The following is a 22547-nucleotide window of genomic DNA, read 5'->3' on the forward strand; positions in this document are numbered from 1 at the left end:
TCCGTTATTGCTTATTAAAATATATCTCAACTTCCCCAAGCAGATTCTTTATTATACTGAATAATTCGGGATCAGGCTTTATTTTAAGGTAATCCGGTAACTCAATGACGTAAGCATTTTTACCATCCCGCATAAAATTAAGATAAACCCTTGCGCTGCCTTTATACTCGCTCAAATAATTTTTTATTTCTCTAAGATGCTCATCTGAAACATTATCAAAATCAGCAGTAATGTATACTTCATCTATGAGTTTTTGAGCAGCGCGATCAATTGTAAAGATCTCTTCTGCTATAATTTTTACTACTTTGGTTGGTTCGGTACTCTCATCTTCCTCTCCTCCGTCATAACCTTCTTCCTCAACTTTTACGTTACCTTTTACAATAACGGGTTTATTCTCTTTTATTGTATCCTTTACGTTTGTAAAAATGCTGGAGAAAATGATAACCTCTACAGAGTTTTCATCGTCCGATAGTGTTATAAAAGCCATCGGCCTGCCTGTTTTCTTTTCTTTTATCTCCCTGATAGTCGTGATCATGCCGCTTACCTTAACAGACCTGCCATCCATATCAACGAGCGAACTGATCTCTGTATCGGAATAAGCCTTAATCTCATCTCTGTACTTTTTTAGAGGTGTCCCGGATATGTACGTATCCAGCAGCTCTTTTTCATAACCGAGCTTTTCAAGTTCATCCCATTCGGCTTCGCCGTGGCCGTTAGATTTGTCAGGTATAGTGTCCAATTCAAAAAGCTGGTTTTGAGCCTGCATGGAGTTCATTTTTCCTGCCATTATATATAAATCCTCCATACTTTTGAAAAGCGACGCCCTGGTTTTTCCTGTAAAATCAAAAGAGCCTGCCTTGATAAGACTTTCTACTACCTTTCTGTTTACCTTAGACAAATCCACCTTCGTTAGAAAATTCCACAGCGAAGCAAATCCGCCTGCCTCACGGGCCTGCAATATTGCATCAATGGCCGTCTCTCCAACATTCTTTATGGCCATTAATCCGAATCTTATACTGTTCCCCTCTATTGTAAAATCCTTCATTGATCTGTTCACGTCCGGTAATGTTATGTCTATGCCGAGCTTCTTACAGTATGCGATATAACGGGCAAGGTTCGAGGTCTTATGGGACTTATTCTTAGCCTCATTTGACAGCACCGCTGTCATGTATTCGATTGTATAGTACGTCTTGAGATAAGCTGTCCATACGGCAACAAGTCCATATGCCGCACTGTGAGATTTATTAAATGCATATTCTGCGAATCGTTTTAGCTGATCGAAGAGTGATTCTGCTCCCGTCTTTTTCATCCCGTTGGCAACAGCACCATGTACAAATTTTTCGTGAAGCTTCGGCATGTTTTCTTCTTCCTTTTTGGCGATAACTTTACGTACATAATCTGCTTCCTCAGGTGAAAAACCGGCGATCTCGATGGCTATCCTCATAACCTGTTCCTGATAAAGAATGACCCCATAGGTTTCCTTCAATATTTCGTTCAGTACGGGGAATCTGCTTGCGACAATTCCTTTCTCCTTGTTTCTTGCAAACTCGTCTATCCATGCCATTGGCCCAGGCCTGAATATTGCAACCACGGCAATTATATCATCGATTCTTGACGGTTTAATTTTTTTCAGTGTTTCCTGCATGCCGGAACTCTCAAGTTGAAACAGTGCAACCCCGTCCCCTTTTTGCATTGATTCATATATCTTAGGGTCATTGAGATCTATTATTGTAAGATCTATATCCTGGTTTCTGTATTGTTTGATCAGTTCCTTTGTTTTCTGGATGATCGTGATCATCGCCAGTGACAGGAGATCAAACTTGATAAGCCCTATCTTCTCTACATATTCTCCTTCAAACCCCGTAACAATTTTATCGTTCTTATCCTTATAAATGGGCAAATAATCGGACAGCGGCATATCGGCGATCACAACACCGCTCGCATGAATAGATTTATCCCTTATAAGTCCTTCAAGCTTTAAAGCTATGTTTATCATCTCTTTTATCTTTTCATCCTTCTGGCTGAGTTCCTGGATCTCATGTATAGTTTTTATTGCATCCTTAAGCGCCATTTTCTCGGGTATTATCTTCGTTATACCATCAACCACATTATAAGGGATATCAAGTACCCTGCCCGCATCCTTTACAACAGCCCTTGATTGCAGGGTATGAAAGGTGGTGATCTGTGCCACTTTCTCTGAACCGTACTTTTCTTTTAAATAATCGATCAGCCTGTCTTTATTTTCTGCACATATATCAATATCTATATCGGGCAGACTTATCCGGTTTTTGTTAAGAAATCTTTCAAAGTATAATCCATATTTTATGGGATCTATCTTTGTTATTCCTATGGCGTAAGCTACAAGGCTCCCAACCGCTGAGCCTCTGCCGGGGCCTATTGGAATGGCATGTTTATTTGCATAATCAATAATATCCATTACTATCAAAAAGTAGCTTGAGAAGTGCGTTTGCTTGATAGCTCCAAGTTCATTCTCGAGCCTCTCACGGTATTGCTGTTCTTTTGCCTTTATGTACGGATATTTCTTAGCAAGTTCCTCAAAACTATTGTATGTAAATTGTGTGAGCAGGTTATCATAGTTTTCGTTACCTCCAAAAGAGATCACGGGAAAATGGAATTTCCCGAGTTCTATCTCAAGGTTACATCTGTTCGCAATCTCCCATGTAGCCTCAAGCGCCTCAGGATGGTTTACGAACGCCTTTGCCATCTCTTCATGTGTTTTCAGGTAAAGCTCCTGCGTTGAAAACTTAAGCCTGTCCCTATCGGAAAACTTCTTTTTTGTTTGAATACAGAGGAGCACATCATGCGCCTTTGCATCCTCCATATCAAGGTAATGAACATCGTTTGTTGCAACGAGCGGTATGTGAAGGTCTTTTGATAAGTTATAAATCAGGTTGTTCACAATTGCCTGTTCTTGTATACCGTTAGCCTGAACCTCAAGAAAAAAATCATCTTTAAAAATATCTTTGTATTCTTCAGCGGCGGTAATGGCTGCCTGAACATTGCCGGAAAGCAGTTTAGCCGGGATCTCACCATGCAAACACGCGGATAAGGCAATCAGTCCCTGTCTGTGCCCGTCAAGAATTTTCTTGTCTATCCTTGGTTTACCATAAAAACCATCTGTGTATGCTATGCTTATTAGTTTTAAAAGATTTTTATAACCGGTTTGATCCTTTGCAAGAAGAACGATATGATATTGCTCTGTTTTTTGATTTTTATTATCAATACTTCCATTGATAATGTATGCTTCAACGCCTATTATAGGCTTTATACCCTCGCTCCGCATCTTGGTGTAAAAATCAACCGCACCAAACATGTTTCCATGATCGGTCATTGCAACGGCAGGCATGTTGTATGCTTTAAGCCTCTGTGCAAGCCTATCTATATGTATAGCACCATCAAGCAAGCTGTATTTAGTATGAAGATGCAGATGTACAAAGTTATACGCTCCCATCGGTTACTCCCATTCTATAGTTCCGGGAGGCTTTGAACTTATATCATAGACAACTCTATTTATCCCATTAACCTCTCCAATGATCCTTGAAGATAATCTATCCATCAACTCATAAGGCAGCCTCGCCCAATCAGCAGTCATTCCGTCTTCGCTTTTAACAGCCCTTATCGCTATTACATGCTCATAAGTCCTTTCATCTCCCATTATGCCTACCGTTCTTACCGGTAAAAGAACAGCAAAATACTGCCATAGGTCTTGCGATATCTGATACTTGCCTATTTCTTCCCTTACGATACTGTCCGCTTTTTTAAGCATATTTAACCGCTCTTTTTTTATCTCTCCTATAACTCTTATACTCAAGCCGGGTCCCGGGAAAGGTTGTCTGTTAAGTATATATTCGGGCACATGGATCAGCCTTCCAATCTTTCTTACTTCATCTTTAAATAAAAGCCTGAATGGCTCAAGCACTTTAAGATGCATCTTTTTTGGCAAACCGCCGACATTATGATGGCTTTTTATAACCTGTGATGGCCCTATGTGAGGATTACTTTCTATTACATCTGGGTATAGTGTACCCTGCAAAAGCCATTTTATATGCTTATCCGTTATCTGCTTTTCAAACACATCAATAAATGACTTTCCTATAATCTTTCTCTTTTTCTCTGGTTCAACAACACCCTTTAATTTTTTTAAAAACATGTCCGAAGCATCCACGTACTTAACATTAAGCCCCATATTCGTTAAGGTATTAAACACCTCTTCAGGCTCATTTTCTCTTAATAATCCGTTATTTATAAATACGAGTTTTAGCTTATCTCCTATTGCTCTATAGGTTATAAATGCTGCAACAGTTGAATCAACGCCGCCGCTAATAGCGCCTATAACACTGTCATTCCCGATGCGGTTTTTTATATCAATAACGGAATTCTCTACAAAAGCACCTATATCCCATTTCCCTGTTACATTGCAGTGCCTTGCAAAATTATTTAATATCTTTATCCCTTCTTCAGTATGTGAAACCTCCGGGTGAAATTGTAACCCTATGATCTGTTTTGATTGATTCTGAAAACCTGCTATCGGTGAGTTTGCAGATGACGCAATAACACTGAAGCCCTCCGGCACCTCCTCTATTCGATCAGAATGACTCATCCATACTGTATGCCTATGTGTATGCTCCATACCGTCAAATAATGGTGATATAGGATCGATCTTTATCTCGGCTCTCCCATACTCCCTTTGTTTTGATTTTTGTACCTTACCTCCAAACTTCTGCGTAACATATTGCATACCGTAACATATGCCAAGTATAGGTACTCCAATCTTGAATATACCATCATCAGGCTTTGGTGCATCTTTTTGATAAACACTGTACGGACTGCCTGATAAAATTATACCTTTTGTATCCAGCTGCTTTATCTTTTCGATAGGTGCGTTGTAAGGCAGTATCTCAGAATAAACCGAAAGCTCTCTTAATCTCCTTGATATAAGGAGGGTATACTGGGAACCAAAATCAAGAATAACTATAGTATCAACCATATTAAATCAATTAAAGATCGAGCCTGTAATTGGGAGCCTCTTTTGATATGGTTATATCGTGAACATGGCTTTCTTTAAAACCTGCGGGTGTTATTTTGACAAATTTTGCTTTTTGCTTTAACTCTTCTATATTCTTTGCACCAACGTATCCCATACCGGCACGCAAGCCGCCTGATAATTGGTATATTACACCTGAGATTGAGCCCTTGTACGGGACTCTGCCTTCTATGCCCTCGGGAACGAATTTAGATTCATCTTCAATATGGTCCTGATTATACCTGTCTTTTGAACCCGCCTTCATTGCTTCTAGAGAGCCCATACCTCTGTAAACCTTGTACGTGCGTCCGCCAAAGAATACAAGCTCCCCGGGGCTTTCATCGGTTCCTGCAAAAAGGTTTCCGAGCATTACTGTATCAGCACCCGCTGCAATCGCCTTTGTTATATCACCTGAGAACTTGACTCCGCCGTCAGCGATTAAAGGCACACCCGCCTTTGATGTTACCTTATGCACGTTAAATATGGCGCTCATCTGTGGTACACCGACACCTGCTACAATTCTGGTTGTACATATGGAACCTGGGCCCACACCTACTTTTATCCCGTCAGCGCCTGCCTCGAGCAATGCCTTGGCACCGTCCGATGTCGCCACATTACCAACTATAATATCAATATTGGTATACAATTTTTTTATCTCTCTTAGAAAATCAATAACTCCTTTTGAATGCCCGTGTGCAGTATCTATAACAAGGCAGTCAACGCCTGCTTTTACAAGGGCATCGGCCCGCTCAAACCTGTCATGGGATATACCGATTGCAGCACCGACAATAAGTTTGCCGTACTTATCCCTGGTTGCATTAGGGAATCTTATGCTCTTCTCGATATCCTTAACAGTTATAAGTCCTTTTAATTCTCCTTTACCGTTAACAACGAGCAGCTTCTCTATTTTATGCTTATATAAAAGCTTTTTTGCCTCCTCACGCGTAACATCCTCGTTTGCTGTGATAAGGTTTTTCTTTGTCATTAACTCGCTTATGGGTTTTTCAAGGTCATCCTCAAATCTCATATCTCTGTTTGTAAGGATGCCAACGAGCTTCTGTTTTTTCACAATGGGTAAACCGGAAATACTGTACTTGCGCATTAATATAACAGCCTCTTTCAACTTGCGATCCGGCGGCATATTAATAGGGTCGTTGATTATATAGCTTTCGTACTTTTTTACCTTGTGAACCTCTTCCGCCTGCCTCTTTGCAGATAGATTTTTGTGTATAATGCCTATTCCGCCTTCCTGCGCCATCGTTATGGCTGTGGCTGATTCCGTAACAGTATCCATTGCTGCACTTACGAATGGAATCTTAAGACTCTGGTGCCTTGACAGTCTTGTATTAATAGCAACATCTTTAGGTATAACCTTTGATTCTCCGGGTAGAAGTAACAGATCATCAAATGTATAACCATCCATAACGTAAGGTGCATTTTCTGTCATTGATTCGTCCTTAAAATAATATACCTTTACTCTTCATTAAATACGCCCTCCATCCCTTTCGGATCACCCAATATACCTGCAATATGCTTGGTTATACTTAGCAATATTTGATACGCTGCGTGGATATTGTCATTTACAAATCTATTAAAATTATCCCTTGTTATCACTATAACTTCCAATGGCTCTCTTGCCCTTACCGTGACAAACCGTTTTGTCTCAAGGATCAGTGAAAGCATACCAAACGCATCACCTTTCTCAAGATTACCAATAATATTCTCTCTGCCATTATTCGTTTTCTTTAAAACATCAACGCTTCCTGATAAAATAATAAACATCGCATCGGAAATCATGTCCTCCACAAATACGGGCACGCCTGCAGGGATATTTCTCTTTTGAGCTATACTTACAAGCAGATTTACAACCCTTTCATCCGTATCTTTAAAAATATTGCCTATCTTTAAATCGTTAACTGTAACCATAAAATATGTTTACATAAGCCTAAAAAATAAGCAAGTTATTATACCTTCAAGCCCATATAATGCCTTGCATATTCAACGTACCGTTTTGCCGAGTTTACTATGTACTCAATATCTTCTTGATTCAGGTCCCTTTTTATCTGAGCCGGCACCCCGGCAACGAGTGTCTGCGGCGGCACTATCATTCCTTCTTTTACAACGCTCCCGGCGGCAACTATCGACTCCTCTCCAACAATAGTCCCATCAAGCAAAACAGCGCCCATACCTATAAGACATCTGCTTTTTATTCTGCATCCATGCACTAAAGCTCTGTGGCCGATAGTAACATCATCCCCTATAAACAAAGGATATCTCTCATGAGTTACATGCAGCATGCATAGATCTTGTATATTTGACCCTCTGCCTATTCTTATATAGTTTTCATCCCCTCTTACAACAGAACCAAACCATATCGAGCTATCTTCACCAATAACAACATCACCTATGATCACGGTGTTATGGGACATATAAACATTTTGGGCTATTTGCGGTATTCTTCCATTATGTTCTATTCTCATTTTTTTTACCTTGACTAATACCTATCATAAGTTTATGCATACTGTAAACTATAAAGGAGAAACCATGTACAAATACATTATGACTATAATAACAGCAACTATTGTATTTCTGCCCCACAAGGTGTTCTCGGATCAGGGACAGATATCTTTATCACTAAATCCCGGTTTTACCATATTTACTAAAAACCAAACATACGATTTTAACAATGGACCTAAATTCGATATTGCAATTGGGTATGATGCCTCCGATGAATCGAATGTAAACTTTGATATGGGGATTAACAGGTTTCAGAATAATGTAGACAATAATCTTTTGATGAATCTCATTTATACAGGTATAAACCTAAAGCAATACCTGAATGGCGGCATCGAAAAAGGTTATTTTACAGGCGGTTTAAACTTTGTTTATGCAAATTTTTCAGGTACTCCATCTCTAACGCCAAAACCAGCGCATGACATGGGTGTTCTATTAAATGCCGGTGTTGGCATAGACGTAATGGCTTCATCAAGTTTTTTTTTCGGGCCCCTTCTCAAGTACGAAGGAGTGATTCTTCAAAAAACTTACCTGAGCCTTTTAAGTTTTCAGATAGATGCTGGATTCTTGTTCTAAAGTAGACCTATCATCCCGGGTAAAGCAGTGTCGAGCTGCAGGCGCTGGTTTTAAACCATTTTTTTTACCCTTATATTGCATTTCTGGGTTAATCTTATAGCTTAATAAGCTTCCATTTACCCTTCTTTATGCCGATCAACATAAAGACACTTAACAGGAATATATAAGTATCAGCGGCAAGCCACAGCCCTATTATATTAAGCTTCAGAAGCACACCGAGAATGTATGATAAAGGGACAAACAATAGCCAGTGTAATGTTACATCAACAGCCATGACATACTTTGTGTATCCTGCGCCAAACAAGGACTGACTGCCGATTAAACCAACGGCTTCAAAGATTAATGCAGAGCTATAGATGAACAAACCTTTTGAACCTGCTATAATAACTAAATTGGAATCAGTGAATAATCCCATTATAGTAGAGGGGAATGCCATGAATATCAGTGCTATTAAAGCCATGATCAGTACGCCGAGCTTTATTGAATCTATTGCATATCTCTCTGCTTCATCGGGGTTATTCGCACCAAGACTCTGTCCAACCATTGTGGCAGCAGCAGTACCAAATCCGAGTAAAGGTAAAAATGTCATAGATGCAACCTGTGTTAAAATAGCAGTTGCGGCCTGTGTTACAACGTCTATCTTTCCCGATATAACAATAAATGCCTCAAAACCAAGTGTTGTAAGTAATGCAGCTATGGCTGCGGGATAGCTTACTCTTATAATCTCTTTCAAAACGGACCTGTCTGTTCTCCAGGATGCATATATCTTAAATATCCTGTAAGGCTTTTTTATGCTGTAAAAAACGATTGCAGCAACACCTACAAACGAACTTATTGTTGCCGATATGCCGGCACCTTCAACACCGAGTCTCGGGAATCCAAAGTGTCCAAGTATGAGCCCGTATGACAGTACAATATTCACAACATTCATAATAATAGAGACGTACATGTAAACCCATGTTCTGCCCAGTGCATCAAAAAAGGCTTTATAAACAACTATCACAAGAAACGGCAAAAGGCCGATAAACCGGTATCTTATGAATTTTGCCCCTTCAATCGCGACCAATCTGTTATGCGTTAGAAGTATAAATAAAGGCTTTGCTATAGTATATCCTATAAAACCTATCATGGTGCCGAGAACAACTGCCATAATAATACCAGCAAAAAGCACCCTGCCCGCTTTTTCATACTGCTTTTCTGCAAATCTACGGGTTACAAGGCTCAATATGCCTACCGATATCGCATTCAATGCACCGCCAAATACCCATAACGTAATTATCCCAAGCCCGAGCGCTGCAAGCCCTATTTTTGCATCCGCTCCGAGCCTGCCAACCATAGCAACATCAAATAAGTTGATAAACGTCTGGGTTAGCATACCAATCATAACCGGCGTTGCCAGTCTTATAATCGTTGGGTAAGAACGTTTCACTGTATAGGTGCCCCAATGAAGAAATAGAAAGAAGATGAAGGGAATGCGTTCAATGCATAAGCATAGCCGAAAGAAAATCTAACATTATAAAGATATGCAATGTACGTATCAATATGCAGTTCCATACCATAAGATGTAATAGTTTTTATAGTGTTCGTACCTATATCCGCATAAGGTGCAAGAGAGACCTTATCGAAATAAACCGGCAATGTGTTGATACCTCTATCAATAATTGCAACAGGGTATCTGTATTCAATGGTCAATGAAAGGGCTTTGTCCCCCGTTAATATGCCCGCCGGATAACCCCTTATCGGTACTGCTGAGAGGTTTTGATTGGCAAGCAGTGACGGCAGACCACCTATAGAAAGCAGCTGGCTGCCTTTTGAAGGACCTGCAACAAAATCATAAATGCCTCTAAAATATATCACATGGTTTGCGCCTAAACCAGGTAGGTATGCACGCAATTGCGAATAAAACTGCGTAAGTTCAAGATCGCTTCCGAGAGCAGATAGATCCCTTTCCAATGACGTATTAAAATAAACCCCGTTTTCTCTGCTTATGGATGTATCAAATACGTACGTTGTATCGATAGCATAGGTTGCTGTAAACCCGCTTAACTTACCAGTGAACGGCGCATTTGAGACGTAAGCAGGGAGATGCGTTAATGAACTTATAAGCGCGTAGTCATAGCCGATACCAATAGATTGGCGGTATCTGAAATTGTTTATAGGATATGATATGTCAAGTTCTGCATTGCTCTTTTGCAGAACGTATGAATGTGTTGTATTGGATGCCGGCTCTGTGTACGTTTCAGCAATGTACGGTATAATGCCTCCATTAATCCCGATTTGAGGCGGGTACGCGTCATTTGTATAAGAAGCAAAAAAACCGGGGCTTGATTTACCGTTTTGATAACCCGTGTAATCGGCAAGCAGATAATAGTTATGATAACCAAGCAGATCGGAGCCCTGTGTGTATACACCAACCGAATAGGCGTCAGGATCAAGTGTTACTGCCGGCAGCCACCATGTCGGTCTGAGTGTATCCCATGGTGAATACTTTGTAATAGCTGCTTTTGTATGTTTGCAAGATTTAACCTGCCGGACAAGAAATTCTCTCTGTCTATTCAAAGTCCTGAATGTGGATGGAGAAAAAGGCATTTCATACACGTTAAAGCCCGTTTTATCATACTGGACAAAGGCAAGCATTTTATCATCAGGGGATACCTGCGATTCATAAGCACCGCCGATCACATTTGTTATCATGTAAATGGTTTTATCCGTAATAGAATAAGCATACAGGTTTGCTATACCCGTTCTATCCGATGAAAACATTACAAATCTATTATCCCTTGACCACGCAGGGAACAGGTTGAGATGCGTATCAGCTACAACCGTAGTAAGGAATTCGCCTTGCTTATTCAGGATCTTTATATCCGTTTCTCCATCATTATATTTGACCGTAACAGCTATATCATTACCATCATAAGACCATCTTGGGTCAAGGAATTGGGCTGATCCCTTAATCATTGCGATTGTTTTTACAGAGCCGGGATCCGTAAGACGGTAGATCATGAGCGAAGATACTGTTGAGGTGTTTGAGACAAAAACAACCTTACTGCAGTTGTATGATACATCAGGACCCCTTACTCTTAAACCATGGGTGAGCTGTTTTGTACGATTTGTTTTCAGGTTTAGTTCATACAGATCGCTGTAAAGATAAAAGTTTTTGAAATAGTCTTCCTGCGAGAAGAATAGCCTTTGATTACATGCTGAATTTGTATGATTGCTGTTCCTTAAGGTTACCCGTTTTGTTTTTCCTGTTTTTAAGGATTTGTAAAAAATAGCCATATTGGTCATGCCGTTATAAGATGTGTAAAATATGCCCTTGCCCTTGTTATCCCATACAGGACTTCTTGTGTCTGCACCAATAAATGTGAGCTGCTTTGACGGCGTCGGTCCTGAAAACAAAAATGATATATACTCAAGCATCGCCTGCTTTCTTAAGTGAACCTGCCATTCGCGCCATAATGTAATAAAGGATTCATCTTTGAATGCGTGCTTTGAAGATGTCTCAATAAAAAAGGGCAGGTACGTGTATTCTTTTGAATACTCTGCAAGTGCTGCTGCCCCATACCGTTCTCCGATATACTGAAGGAATTTACCGCCGTATAGATAAGGGTACTCTCCATAAGGCCATTTGCTCGGGATCCCGTCACCCCTATCTATAGGAGGCAACGTATTTGTAAGCGCCTGCATTCTTAAAATTGTATTGTAATAGCTGCCGTTATCCCTGCCGGCCTGAGTGAGTGTAGATTCATTGTAAACGGCATAACCTTCAATGATCCAATCGGGTTCAAGAAAATTTGTAAACAATACTCTTCCAAAGATATCATTCAAAAATCCAAAAAATCCCCTTGACTGATCGAGATGCAGTATGTGTGTGTACTCATGGACAAAGATCATCTTTAGCCAGTAATCATAATTGATGATGCTTGTATACGCGTCAGGAGGTACTGCGTATATGATTATGTGATCATAATAGTACGGCGTGGTTTCACCATTTGTAGAGTCGGTAGAATTTGTAAGCAGGATATAAGTCTTTCTTTGGGGTACCCAGTTCATACGAGAGGTCATTTTTCTATAATAAGATTCTGCAATATTCATAAGCTTTTGAGCAATATCCAGCTCCGATGGAGTGAATATGATTGAAAAATGTTTAGACTGTATTGTTTTCCATGTTTGGTCTGGTGGGGCGTATCCAAACCCATACGAGACTGCTATGCTGGTCAAAATTAACACGGGAACAAACAATAAAAGACATACTTTATATTTCATATAGAAAGGTAGATTGCATAAAAAACATTAACTGACAATGATCATAAGCACATTCCGCTGAATAAAGGCATTTTATGGAACAGGTGAAAATGCGGACAAAACTCAGAATCGGGCTGCAATCCCTGTTTATGCGATGGTATCATTTATAGTATAGAAAAGCATCCGGTTTCTTTATAATTTTAACAAAACACTTGACAGTTTAATAAAATGTTTAATAATCAACACCAGGTGTTATTTTTTAAACACAGGGTAAATGTGATGAAAAGGATAGATATGCATGGCAATAAAACAGATAGGAAAGATGAAGTTTTAAAGATTTCAACAGATGTTTATAACAATGATAATGTGCCTGTCCAAAAAAAAAGATTTATAGAACCGGAGCTGCGCGAGTATCCGTCTTTAACAGAGATCACTCTATTATCGGCACCAGGGACTTCAGGAACATTTTTTAAAACATTTAAATAGAATGAGTTAGGCATAGCGTAAGCTGTATTTTATCTTACGCGTGTATTTCGGACCGGACTTAACTGTCTTAACCATAGTCTTCCGCCTTCGGCATTTCAGTTTTATAATAACCTTCTTATTGTATTTTTTTGCTTGATTTCATTTTTATTTTATCCATTGCTAATAATATGTTATAGGGTAATAGGAGTTTATGCTTATGAAACATATATTTGTTGCCCCTTCATTGCTGGCATGTGATTTCTCAAGGCTTAAAGAAGAGATAAAAGCTGTAGAAAGAGCAGGCGCAGATATGCTGCATATAGATGTAATGGATGGCAGGTTTGTTCCAAATATAACGGTGGGACAACCTGTTGTTAGCTCTATAAAAAGGATTACAGCCCTGCCGCTTGATGTCCATCTTATGATACTTGAGCCAATGGATCATATAAAGAGTTTTATCGATTCGGGTGCTGATATAATAACAATACACTGGGAGGCTTGTAACCATATACATAAGGCTATAGGGATGATAAGAGATTATGGTGCAAAGCCGGGTGTGTCGTTAAACCCGGCAACGCCTGTCAGCATGTTGAAAAATATTCTTGAGGAGTTATACCTTGCTATTATCATGACTGTTAATCCCGGATTCGGGGGACAGAAATTCATCAGTTCAGCATTGAATAAAATTAAAGAGCTGTCTGAGATAAAAAAGAATACCCATACAAATGTACTTATAGAGGTAGATGGAGGCATTAGCCCGGGGAATGCCGGGATCGTTACAGATGCAGGGGCTGATATCCTTGTTGCAGGCACTTCGATATTCGGGGCAAAAGATTATCGATCTGCGATCCTATCAATGAAAGGTGTTAAGGTAAAACATCCGAGATGAAAGAAAAGGGACTATTCATTACATTTGAAGGCATTGACGGATCTGGAAAGACAACGCAGCTTGAGTTGTTGTATGAAAAACTGCTGGCGATGAATAAGCCGGTTATAAGACTTAGAGAACCTGGGTCCACAGAACTCGGAGAAAAAATAAGAAATGTTATTTCGGATAAATATATAGAGATATCGGATTATGCGGAGTTGTTATTGTTTTTTGCGAGCAGGGTTCAATTGATAAAAGAAAGTATAACTCCTGCACTTGAAGAGGGTAAAATAGTTTTATGTGATAGATTTAATGATGCAACCATAGCTTATCAGAGTTATGGCAGGGGCTTACCTCTGGATATCGCATCAACACTTGAAAAACTTTTTATTCTCCCGTTAAAACCGGATGTAACCTTCCTGCTTGATTGCCGGTATGAAACGGCAGTTAAAAGAATGAGCTCAAGGGCAAATCAGACCCGGATTGAACTACTCGATAAAACCTTTTTTAAAAAGGTAAAAAACGGATACCTTGAACTTGCAAAGAATGAGCCGGAACGGTTCGTGGTAATTAATGCGGATGAAGATATTATGTCAATCCATGAAAACAAGATAATGTTTTTTTTAAAGGACAAAGGTTATGTCTCTGCTTGATATAAAAGGACAGCAAAGGGCTATAACAATAATAAAACAGTTTATAATTAATAACACCGTAAACAGCTCATTCCTCCTGTACGGAAACAAAGGTGTGGGCAAGCATTTAACAGCATTGAATATAGCCAAAACTTTAAACTGCGAAGACAATAAAGATAAATGGTTGTCGGATGATACATGCATGAGCTGTAGAAAGATAGATGGTTCAAAGCACACCGATGTGGTTGAATTAAAACTCCCCTTAAGTGATGGTGAGAAACAGGTGGATACCATAAGAAATATCATTGAATGGCTTAATGCCCCATTGTTCGAAGGTAAACACAAGACGCTCATCATGGATGACGCATCGGAACTAAACTTACATTCTCAGAATGCGATATTAAAAACGCTCGAAGAGCCGCCAGCATGGGCAACAATAATTTTGATAACAAACTCTTACACAAAGCTTCTGCCAACCGTTCTGTCAAGATTGATAAAGGTTGGATTCAATAGATTGTCTGTTGATGTTATTAAAAGCATACTTCAGCTTATCACAACACTTAAAGAAGATGAGCTGAATTATGTAAGCCTTTTGTCAAACGGGGGCATCAAATATCTTAGCTATAAAGATGCGGAAAAGAATGTAAAGGATATGATAAACACCTTATCAAACATTGTCGATACCAGCTCCATAATACAATTTGCAGAGAAGTTTAAATCACAGGCATGGAAGGCCAGGTTTCAAGAACTTATGCAAATCATGTTATCAATCTTACTTGATGCAATAATAATCGATAAAAATCCATCAATCATAAGGAACATTAATTTTGTAAATGAAGTAGGCATTATTGCAAAAAGATTTGATAGGGAATGCCTCATAGATACAGCTTTATCTCTTGAGCAGGCAAGGCTTGCTTATGAGATTAATGTAAATCCTCAGATGATTATGGAAAATATTTTATTTGGACTTATAGGAGAAGAGCATGACAATTAAGAGGATTACGAGGATACAATCCGTGCTTACGCTTGAAGAGCATAGTTATGATGCCTCTGATTTTAAACTATCAAAGACGCAAAAGGTTATAATAGAGATATCGGATGGTCTGGCTATAGGCCGGATAGTTGTGGAACCTTATACGGAGGACATCCCCGATACAGAGATCAAGGCATTGTTAAAGGTTGTAAGGCCATTCACGATAGAAGATCTGGAACGGGAACAGATCCTTATTCAGAGGGCAAGGGAAGCAAAAATATACTGTCAGGACAAAGCAAGAGAAATGAATCTTGATATGACAATAATAGAGGGTAGGTTTAATTTTGACGGTTCCAATATTATTCTGTACTTTGTTGCAGAATCAAGGGTTGATTTCAGAGATTTGATCAAGGATCTTGCAAAAAGGTTTCATACGCATATAGAGATGAAACAGATAGGTGCAAGGGATAGGGCAAAGATGCTCGGAGGCATGGGATCGTGCGGCAGAGAGTTATGCTGCAGCACATTCCTAAAAGGTTTTACATCCGTAACAATAAAACATGTGAGACCACAGGGCTTACCCCTGGTTCCACAGAAGCTTTCCGGTGTTTGCGGTAAACTCATGTGCTGTCTTACATACGAATACGATTTTTATGTGCATGCAATCGAGAACTTGCCTAAACTCAACAAAAAGGTTTCTACCACTCTCGGTAACGGCGAAGTAATTGGTTATGATGTTTTTAAAATGGAAGTTATTGTTAAACTGGAAAACGGTGAACAGGTAAAATTAAAAAATGAAGAAGTAAAGAGTAAAAGCCTATTTTTATAAAAAGCAAACCCCGTTAGAGAAGTTCGTTCTCTAACTGTTTGCGGTGACGGTGGCTTTCTCTAACATGCTAAAGGAGAAGATTTGATGGATAAAGGATCACATTTTTATATAACAACACCGATATACTATGTGAATGATGTTCCGCATATAGGACATGCCTATACAACAATAGCAGCGGATGTCCTTGCAAGATACCGGAGACTGCGCGGAGATGAGGTTTTATTCCTGACCGGTACCGATGAGCACGGCAAAAAGATACAACGATCGGCAGAACAAAGAGCTATAACACCTCAGGAACTCGCGGATGATGTTGTAATAAAATTTAAAGACGCGTGGAAACTATTGAACATCAGCAATGATGACTTTATTCGCACAACAGAAAAAAGGCACATAGAGGTTGTACAGGAAATATGGAAAAGGCTCAAAGCAAAAGGTGACATATATCATGGTTTTTATGAAGACTGGTATTGTGTTCCATGCGAATCGTACTGGACGGAAAAAGAACTTATCAATGGGAAATGTCCAACCTGCGGAAGGGAGATGGAAAGGGTTAAAGAGGAGAGTTATTTCTTTAAACTCTCAAAGTATCAGGAGCCATTATTAAAATACATCCAATCAAACGATAAGTTTATACTCCCTCTGTCAAGACGTAATGAGATTATAAGCTTTGTTAAATCCGGGTTAAGGGATCTGAGTATAACAAGAATAGGTTTTGATTGGGGCGTAAAAGTCCCCGACGATACAAGGCATGTTATATACGTTTGGTTTGATGCACTCATAAACTATCTCACAGGAGCAGGCTTCCTTCATGATGAAGAAAAATTTAAAAAATTCTGGCCTGCGGATGTCCATATAGTAGGTAAAGATATCGTAAAGTTCCATGCTGTTTACTGGCCCGCATTTTTAATGTCGGCGGGGTTAGCATTGCCAAAACAAATATTCGCACACGGCTGGTGGACTATTGAAGGAATGAAGATGAGCAAATCTACCGGCAAAGTTATCTCACCCGCTCTGCTTGTGAACGAATACGGCGTAGAACCGACACGGTATTTTCTGATGCGAGAAGTGCCGTTTGGCCTTGACGGCGACTTCTCGAGTAATACAATGCTTACCCGCATAAATAGTGAACTTGCCAATGATCTTGGTAACCTGCTTTCCAGGACGACCGGCATGGTTACAAGATTTGCGCAGGGTATAATACCTGAACCTTCTAATGAGGATGAGCTTGACCTGGAACTAAAACAAAAATCTTTATGGCTTTTTGAAGAATATAAAAAGGCAATGTCTGACCTTGAATTTCATACGGCACTTATAGATATCTGGGAGTTTATTGCAAGTGCCAATAGATACGTTGATAGAACAAAACCATGGCAAGAAGCCAAATCCGGGAATGGGGATACACTTTCAACGAGACTTTACAATATAGTTGAGGCAACCCGTATTGTTGCTGTTTACCTTATGCCCTTCATGCCGGAGACAGCAAAAAAAATACTGAGTACCCTATCTCAAGATATCGAAGGCCGTAATATGGATTACCTTGTAAAATGGGGGTATACAAAGTCTGGGACCGGCATCCGGATGGCCCTGCCCTTGTTTGAAAAAGTATCTGTAGTCTCGCCGGCAAAAGAGCAAAAAATAGAACAAAAAGGGCATGAAGAAGCTAAAAAGCCTGTTGAGCAAATCCCAATTGATACCTTTAAAAAAATAGAATTAAAGACTGGTATAATAATGAGTGCCGAAAGAGTAAAGGGCTCTGAAAAACTGATAAGGCTTGAAGTTAATATTGGTGAGCCGAGGATCATTGTTGCGGGTATAGGCAAGTCTTATAAACCGGAGGAACTCATCGGTAAAAAGATCGCTGTTGTCGCAAATCTTGAACCCGCTAAGCTTTTTGGCATTCAATCAAACGGCATGCTGCTTGCGGCCGGTGATTCAGAACACTTAACATTATTAACATTCGATAGGGAAGTATCTCCAGGCACAAGAATCAAGTAAACCCAAAAATGCAGGATTAAAGCCTGTTTGTCTGTTCCCATCCGGCGTAACCGGTGCGTATGTAATACACATTGTAAGAAACAGTCTTGCTCAGTATAGCCAATCGAGCATTTTTAACTGGCAAAAGGGTTTATGACATTGATATTTTCTTGAACAGTTGTCTTTTGTTGTGGTTTGTGAATATTTTATTGAAAAGGGTGTTGTTTTTTAGGCGTAAGTACATTTTAATTACATTAAAAGAGAAAAAAATGAAAATAAACCTTGTGTCAAAAGGCAACTCAAAAGGAATAAGAATCCTGCAAGTGTGCTAAAACAATGCAACATGTCTGCCGGGCTGGAGCTTTAAGTCAAGAAGGATAGAATAATTCTTATGCCCGCTACAGAAGTTCCGAGAAAAGGATGGGATAAGGCATTTAAGGAAATGCACAAAAATAAAGAAGATATACAATTACTTGATGAAAAAGTAGACATGGAAAACTGGGAATGGAAATAAGACAGTACGAAGTCTATCTTATTAATCTTGATCCTACTATCGGCCACGAAATACAAAAAAAAGACCGTGCGTGATAATCTCTCCGGATGAAATGAACAGAAATATTCAGACTGTCATTATAGCACCCATTACAACAAAATCTCACGATTACCCCAGCAGACTTAAAGTAAGATTTCAGGGCAAAAACGGATGGGTTGTTTTAGATCAAATAAGGACAGTGGATGAAAACAGGCTGTTAAAAAGACTTGGAACGATAAAAGACAATGAAATAAACAAAATTAAAAGCCTGATAAAAGAAATGTTGGTGGATTAAAATGGTGTCCAATAAAGGGTCGTTTTCTTAAAAGACTATCTGATGTTTTTGGGGTATCTGTATGTTGTTGAAGAAAGCATGCCCACCGAATTATCGCCCATGCCGGGCACTCCAATTAAAAAGGGCGGGGAAAACCCCGCCCTGATTCTTTAACTCTATTACCATTTAGCTCATACCTAAAAGTTTCCGCCGCCCGGGAATTGAGGGCCTATGTACGGGAAGTATTGAGGTCCTGTTGTTATACCCTTTAATTCGGTTACATTACCACTGCCATAATTCGCAACCCAGACATTGCCGGATGCGTCTATCGCTATACCCATGGGATTGGAGCCTACGGCATACGTTCCTTTTGTAGTGCCTGTAGGGCTTAATTCGGTTACATTTTTACTATTACTATTCACAACCCAGACATTGCCGGATGCGTCTATCGCTATACCCATGGGTGAGGTACCTACATTATACGTTCCTAATGTGACGCCCGTAGGGCTTAATGCGGTTACAGTATTATAAACTACATTCGCAACCCAGAGATTGCCCGATGGATCTATCGCTATGCCATAGTGATAATTGTCTGAATTGCCTACATTATACGTTTTTAATGTAGTACCGGTAAAGCTTAATTCAGTTACAGTATTACTACCTTTATTCGCAACCCAGACATCGCCGGATGCGTCAATCGCTATGACATCGGGATTGCCACCGACGGTAACCGTGGTAATGGTAGTGCCCGTAGGGCTTAATTCGGTTACATTATTACTATTACTATTCACAACCCAGACATTGCCGGATGCGTCTATGGCTATACCCATGGGATAGGCACCGACGGTAACAGTGGTCATGGTAGTGCCTGTAGGGCTTAATTCGGTTACAGTACTATCATACCAATTCGTAACCCAGACATCGCCGGATGCGTCTATCGCTATGCCTTCGGGATTGAAGCCTACATGATACGTTCCTTTTGTAGCGCCCGTAGGGCTTAATTCGGTTACAGTACTATCAGCGTAATTCGTAACCCAGACATTGCCGGATGCGTCTATCGCTATACTATATGGGTATAATCCTACAGCATACGTAGACGTGACGAGCTTACTCCCTTTTACCTGGTTTGAATATCCACTCTCTGCGGCATTGTTCTGTGCGCTAACAACAAAGTAATAAGGTGTGCTGTTTGTTATACCGGTTACCGTATAGGCTGTTGTTGTGGTTGTTCCTACTGCCATATAAGGTCCTCCGGAAACCGCTGATTCATAAATAGTGTAGCTTGTAGCTCCTGTTGAAGCATTCCATGCAAGCAGAATGCTTGATATCCTTGATAATGCTGTGAGGTCTGTAGGTGTTGAAGGAATGACGTCTAAGGTGCTTACACCTATTGTGCCGGTTACTTCGTATCCATAATTATCACTTACAGTAACCGTTATATACCCACCCGTATTATAGGTTGACGGTGCTATTACAGTGGCTGTTGTGCCATAACCTGTTATTGCCCATCCTGAAGAAGCCTCCCATATGTAATGCGGTATATTCCCTTGTGCATCATAGGTATTGACGACTGCTGTTATAACTCCGTTTGGTGATACCGGATTTGGTAACGCTGTTATACTATTTATCACCGGTGCACTATCACCCTGCGTGCTTAAGGCAATTACCCCAATTGCATACATTCCGTTAATGTCCGACACCTCTATTGTCGCCGTGCCGGTCATGCCGTAGCCAGACGGTGCTATTATGGTTGCTGTCTGACTATTTACACTGGATGGTGACACACTCCACAGGCTTGTTGCCGTCCACGTGTAGGTAAGGGCAAGGTTCTGAGCGCTCTGTGCAATGACAGTTGTTGTAACAGGACTTCCCGGTATTGCAGGTAATCCCGTAGCATTTAAGCTCTGAATTATCGGCATGGTTGGACCGGTTATACCCTGTGCACCTTGCGGACCTGTTGCTCCTGTTTTACCGTTCGAACCTGAACATCCTGCGATAAGCAGCAGGACAAACAATGAAAAGATAAAAAATGCTTTGATGGTGACTTTCATACAAACCTCCTTCTTAGTGTTACTGTTATCACCTTTATTCTTTGTTTGTAAAGAAAAACGAAGGCGACACGGCGGCGTGGAGATCCTCGAGGCTTACCGGTAGCACCCCGTTCAAGAAACGTCCCTTATTTGAACATGCCTCGCTGCCCGGTGTTTCAGAAGAAAAACGGCAATGGTAACCTTCGCATGATCTCAAGATCGCCCCTTCAAATCGATTTACCCGAAAAATGCAATAAGGAAGTTTTCTTATTCGCTCAATCCCGCGATCCACCTGATATCTATACGTTTCCTTATAGAAACGAGCTTTTAGTCCTCTGTATGTTTATATGCTATTACCCGGTATGGTTTCCTCATCGGATATTCGAAGAATACCTTTATTTGACGCGGCCTTTTCGCTCATTACATAAACTTCCTCATTTTCAAACGCATTTTTCGGGTTTATGGAATCTCTATTGTCAGGACGGCTGCCGTTGACTGTTTCTCGGTTCACTATCTTGAATAAGTCAAATAGTTAAAAAATCAAAACACTTTTTTAAATGTTAGACAGATTAATTGTGCCATGTACTAAAATATATTGTACCGTCGGGAGCTACTACGGGTGCTGTATTTGCAGTACCAACAACCGAAAACTGCCATTTTAATGTACCATTGGAATTAAAGGCATATAGTTTGTTAGCTAATACCATGTAGATAGTTCCATCAGCACTTACAACGGACGCACAGCCTTCGAACTGTGTCGTAGAGCTCCAGTTGAGACCACCGTAGGAGTTAATCGCATAGAGGATATTTTTATTCGGTACGGCATCGTATAAATCAACATAGATCGTCCCATCAGTTCCGGTTGCCGGAGGAGAACCAAAAACGATATAAGCTCCAAATTCATGAGTCCAATAAAATGAACCATACGGATTAAAAGCATAAAGGGTGTTGGCAACATTACCACTTAATATGATATAGACAGTCCCATTCGGAGCGATGATCGGGGGCGATGCGAAACCAATATAGTCTGTACCATTGAATATCGTAGAAGAAAATTGCAGTACACCGACTGATGAAAACGCATAAAGCATGTTATTGCCAGCCTCAATGTAAATAGTATCATTGATGCCGACAGCCGGTGCTGAGCTGAATGAATCGGTTGAATCGCTCCATTGAAGTGCACCAGTCGGACTGAGTGCGTAAAGGCTACCATTAACTGTTAAGAAGATAGTGCCATTGCTTCCTACAACGGGAGATGATAAAATAAAACCGTTTGTTACATAGGTCCATTGAAGTGCACCAGCTGAATTAAAATCACAAAGAGTTCCGGAACCATTGCAGGCGGCGTAGATTGTACCGTCAGTTCCTATTACAGGTGATGGACTGTTTTCACTTATATTTGATAATGGTACTTCCCAGACAACCGAACCGGTTGGGCTCATTGCATAAAGAAATGAGCTTTCTCGATTCCAAGTTCGCAAAGAAGAAGAGAAATAGATAGTGCCATCGAGACCAATGGCCGGTGAAGAGGGAGACATGTTTTTCGTAGTGTAATTCCATTTCAGTGTACCATTCGGGTTGATTGCATAAA

At 40.2% G+C, this 22547-nt stretch carries 17 protein-coding genes and 1 pseudogene; 8 read left to right on the forward strand and 10 right to left on the reverse strand.

Annotated features, from left to right (window positions below):
* Nucleotides 1-4 precede the first annotated feature (4 nt).
* The 5 genes from dnaE to M1381_04165 are packed head-to-tail and all read right to left on the reverse strand — an operon-like array spanning nt 5 to nt 7524.
* Nucleotides 5-3472, reverse strand: a complete 3468-nt coding sequence (dnaE, locus tag M1381_04145) for a DNA polymerase III subunit alpha (protein ID MCL4478277.1) — start codon at nt 3470-3472, stop codon at nt 5-7.
* Nucleotides 3473-3475: 3 nt separating this feature from the next.
* Complete coding sequence (gene guaA / locus M1381_04150; protein MCL4478278.1) at nt 3476-5008, reverse strand: glutamine-hydrolyzing GMP synthase; 1533 nt, start codon at nt 5006-5008, stop codon at nt 3476-3478.
* A gap of 10 nt (nt 5009-5018) precedes the next feature.
* Complete coding sequence (gene guaB / locus M1381_04155; GenBank protein ID MCL4478279.1) at nt 5019-6491, reverse strand: IMP dehydrogenase; 1473 nt, start codon at nt 6489-6491, stop codon at nt 5019-5021.
* 26 nt (nt 6492-6517) lie between these two features.
* Nucleotides 6518-6970 carry a cyclic nucleotide-binding domain-containing protein gene (locus M1381_04160; GenBank protein ID MCL4478280.1) on the reverse strand — a complete coding sequence of 151 codons (453 nt, stop codon included), beginning with the start codon at nt 6968-6970 and terminating at the stop codon, nt 6518-6520.
* A gap of 38 nt (nt 6971-7008) precedes the next feature.
* Complete coding sequence (locus M1381_04165; GenBank protein ID MCL4478281.1) at nt 7009-7524, reverse strand: gamma carbonic anhydrase family protein; 516 nt, start codon at nt 7522-7524, stop codon at nt 7009-7011.
* Between the two features lie 64 nt (nt 7525-7588).
* Here M1381_04165 and M1381_04170 point away from each other — a divergent pair, with 64 nt between their 5' ends.
* Nucleotides 7589-8134, forward strand: a complete 546-nt coding sequence (locus M1381_04170) for a hypothetical protein (protein MCL4478282.1) — start codon at nt 7589-7591, stop codon at nt 8132-8134.
* A 94-nt stretch (nt 8135-8228) separates the two neighbouring features.
* Here M1381_04170 and M1381_04175 read toward each other — a convergent pair whose 3' ends face one another.
* Together M1381_04175 and M1381_04180 are read right to left on the reverse strand one after the other, a co-directional pair.
* Nucleotides 8229-9563: an MATE family efflux transporter gene (locus M1381_04175; protein ID MCL4478283.1), complete on the reverse strand. Its 1335-nt coding sequence runs from the start codon at nt 9561-9563 to the stop codon at nt 8229-8231.
* Complete coding sequence (locus M1381_04180) at nt 9560-12400, reverse strand: hypothetical protein (protein ID MCL4478284.1); 2841 nt, start codon at nt 12398-12400, stop codon at nt 9560-9562. Before M1381_04180 ends, M1381_04175 begins: the two co-directional genes overlap by 4 nt.
* A gap of 228 nt (nt 12401-12628) precedes the next feature.
* On the opposite strand from M1381_04180, the gene M1381_04185 reads away from it, so the two are divergent.
* From M1381_04185 to M1381_04215, 7 genes and pseudogenes are all read left to right on the forward strand, one after another.
* Complete coding sequence (locus M1381_04185; protein ID MCL4478285.1) at nt 12629-12865, forward strand: hypothetical protein; 237 nt, start codon at nt 12629-12631, stop codon at nt 12863-12865.
* A 196-nt stretch (nt 12866-13061) separates the two neighbouring features.
* Nucleotides 13062-13733: a ribulose-phosphate 3-epimerase gene (gene rpe, locus M1381_04190; protein ID MCL4478286.1), complete on the forward strand. Its 672-nt coding sequence runs from the start codon at nt 13062-13064 to the stop codon at nt 13731-13733.
* Nucleotides 13730-14365, forward strand: a complete 636-nt coding sequence (gene tmk / locus M1381_04195) for a dTMP kinase (protein ID MCL4478287.1) — start codon at nt 13730-13732, stop codon at nt 14363-14365. The genes rpe and tmk overlap by 4 nt, the downstream gene beginning before the upstream one ends.
* Complete coding sequence (locus tag M1381_04200) at nt 14352-15338, forward strand: DNA polymerase III subunit (protein ID MCL4478288.1); 987 nt, start codon at nt 14352-14354, stop codon at nt 15336-15338. The genes tmk and M1381_04200 overlap by 14 nt, the downstream gene beginning before the upstream one ends.
* On the forward strand, nt 15328-16146 hold the full coding sequence (locus M1381_04205; protein MCL4478289.1) for a stage 0 sporulation protein: 819 nt from the start codon (nt 15328-15330) through the stop codon (nt 16144-16146). The genes M1381_04200 and M1381_04205 overlap by 11 nt, the downstream gene beginning before the upstream one ends.
* A gap of 84 nt (nt 16147-16230) precedes the next feature.
* Nucleotides 16231-18141, forward strand: coding sequence for a methionine--tRNA ligase (gene metG, locus M1381_04210; GenBank protein MCL4478290.1), 1911 nt, complete (start codon nt 16231-16233; stop codon nt 18139-18141).
* 483 nt (nt 18142-18624) lie between these two features.
* A pseudogene (locus M1381_04215) lies at nt 18625-18947 on the forward strand (type II toxin-antitoxin system PemK/MazF family toxin).
* A gap of 176 nt (nt 18948-19123) precedes the next feature.
* Here M1381_04215 and M1381_04220 read toward each other — a convergent pair.
* The 3 genes from M1381_04220 to M1381_04230 all read right to left on the reverse strand — a co-directional run.
* A complete protein-coding gene (locus M1381_04220; protein MCL4478291.1) occupies nt 19124-20977 on the reverse strand; it encodes an NHL repeat-containing protein in 1854 nt (617 codons plus the stop codon).
* A 322-nt stretch (nt 20978-21299) separates the two neighbouring features.
* A complete protein-coding gene (locus M1381_04225) occupies nt 21300-21467 on the reverse strand; it encodes a hypothetical protein (protein MCL4478292.1) in 168 nt (55 codons plus the stop codon).
* Between the two features lie 58 nt (nt 21468-21525).
* On the reverse strand, nt 21526-22547 hold a 1022-nt coding region (locus tag M1381_04230; protein MCL4478293.1), incomplete at its 5' end, for a PQQ-binding-like beta-propeller repeat protein.

This window comes from Deltaproteobacteria bacterium (assembly GCA_023382265.1).
In the GTDB taxonomy this organism is placed as follows: Bacteria; JAMCPX01; JAMCPX01; order JAMCPX01; family JAMCPX01; genus JAMCPX01.

Excerpts from the sequence above, each read along its gene's own strand:
- M1381_04200 (MCL4478288.1), top strand. The coding sequence starts at position 14,352 with ATGTCTCTGCTTGATATAAAAGGACAGCAAAGGGCTATAACAATAATA.
- tmk (MCL4478287.1), top strand. The coding sequence starts at position 13,730 with ATGAAAGAAAAGGGACTATTCATTACATTTGAAGGCATTGACGGATCT.
- guaA (MCL4478278.1), bottom strand. The coding sequence starts at position 5,008 with ATGGTTGATACTATAGTTATTCTTGATTTTGGTTCCCAGTATACCCTC.
- guaB (MCL4478279.1), bottom strand. The coding sequence starts at position 6,491 with ATGACAGAAAATGCACCTTACGTTATGGATGGTTATACATTTGATGAT.
- rpe (MCL4478286.1), top strand. The coding sequence starts at position 13,062 with ATGAAACATATATTTGTTGCCCCTTCATTGCTGGCATGTGATTTCTCA.
- M1381_04205 (MCL4478289.1), top strand. The coding sequence starts at position 15,328 with ATGACAATTAAGAGGATTACGAGGATACAATCCGTGCTTACGCTTGAA.
- metG (MCL4478290.1), top strand. The coding sequence starts at position 16,231 with ATGGATAAAGGATCACATTTTTATATAACAACACCGATATACTATGTG.
- M1381_04170 (MCL4478282.1), top strand. The coding sequence starts at position 7,589 with ATGTACAAATACATTATGACTATAATAACAGCAACTATTGTATTTCTG.
- M1381_04165 (MCL4478281.1), bottom strand. The coding sequence starts at position 7,524 with ATGAGAATAGAACATAATGGAAGAATACCGCAAATAGCCCAAAATGTT.
- dnaE (MCL4478277.1), bottom strand. The coding sequence starts at position 3,472 with ATGGGAGCGTATAACTTTGTACATCTGCATCTTCATACTAAATACAGC.
- M1381_04160 (MCL4478280.1), bottom strand. The coding sequence starts at position 6,970 with ATGGTTACAGTTAACGATTTAAAGATAGGCAATATTTTTAAAGATACG.
- M1381_04220 (MCL4478291.1), bottom strand. The coding sequence starts at position 20,977 with ATGAAAGTCACCATCAAAGCATTTTTTATCTTTTCATTGTTTGTCCTG.
- M1381_04180 (MCL4478284.1), bottom strand. The coding sequence starts at position 12,400 with ATGAAATATAAAGTATGTCTTTTATTGTTTGTTCCCGTGTTAATTTTG.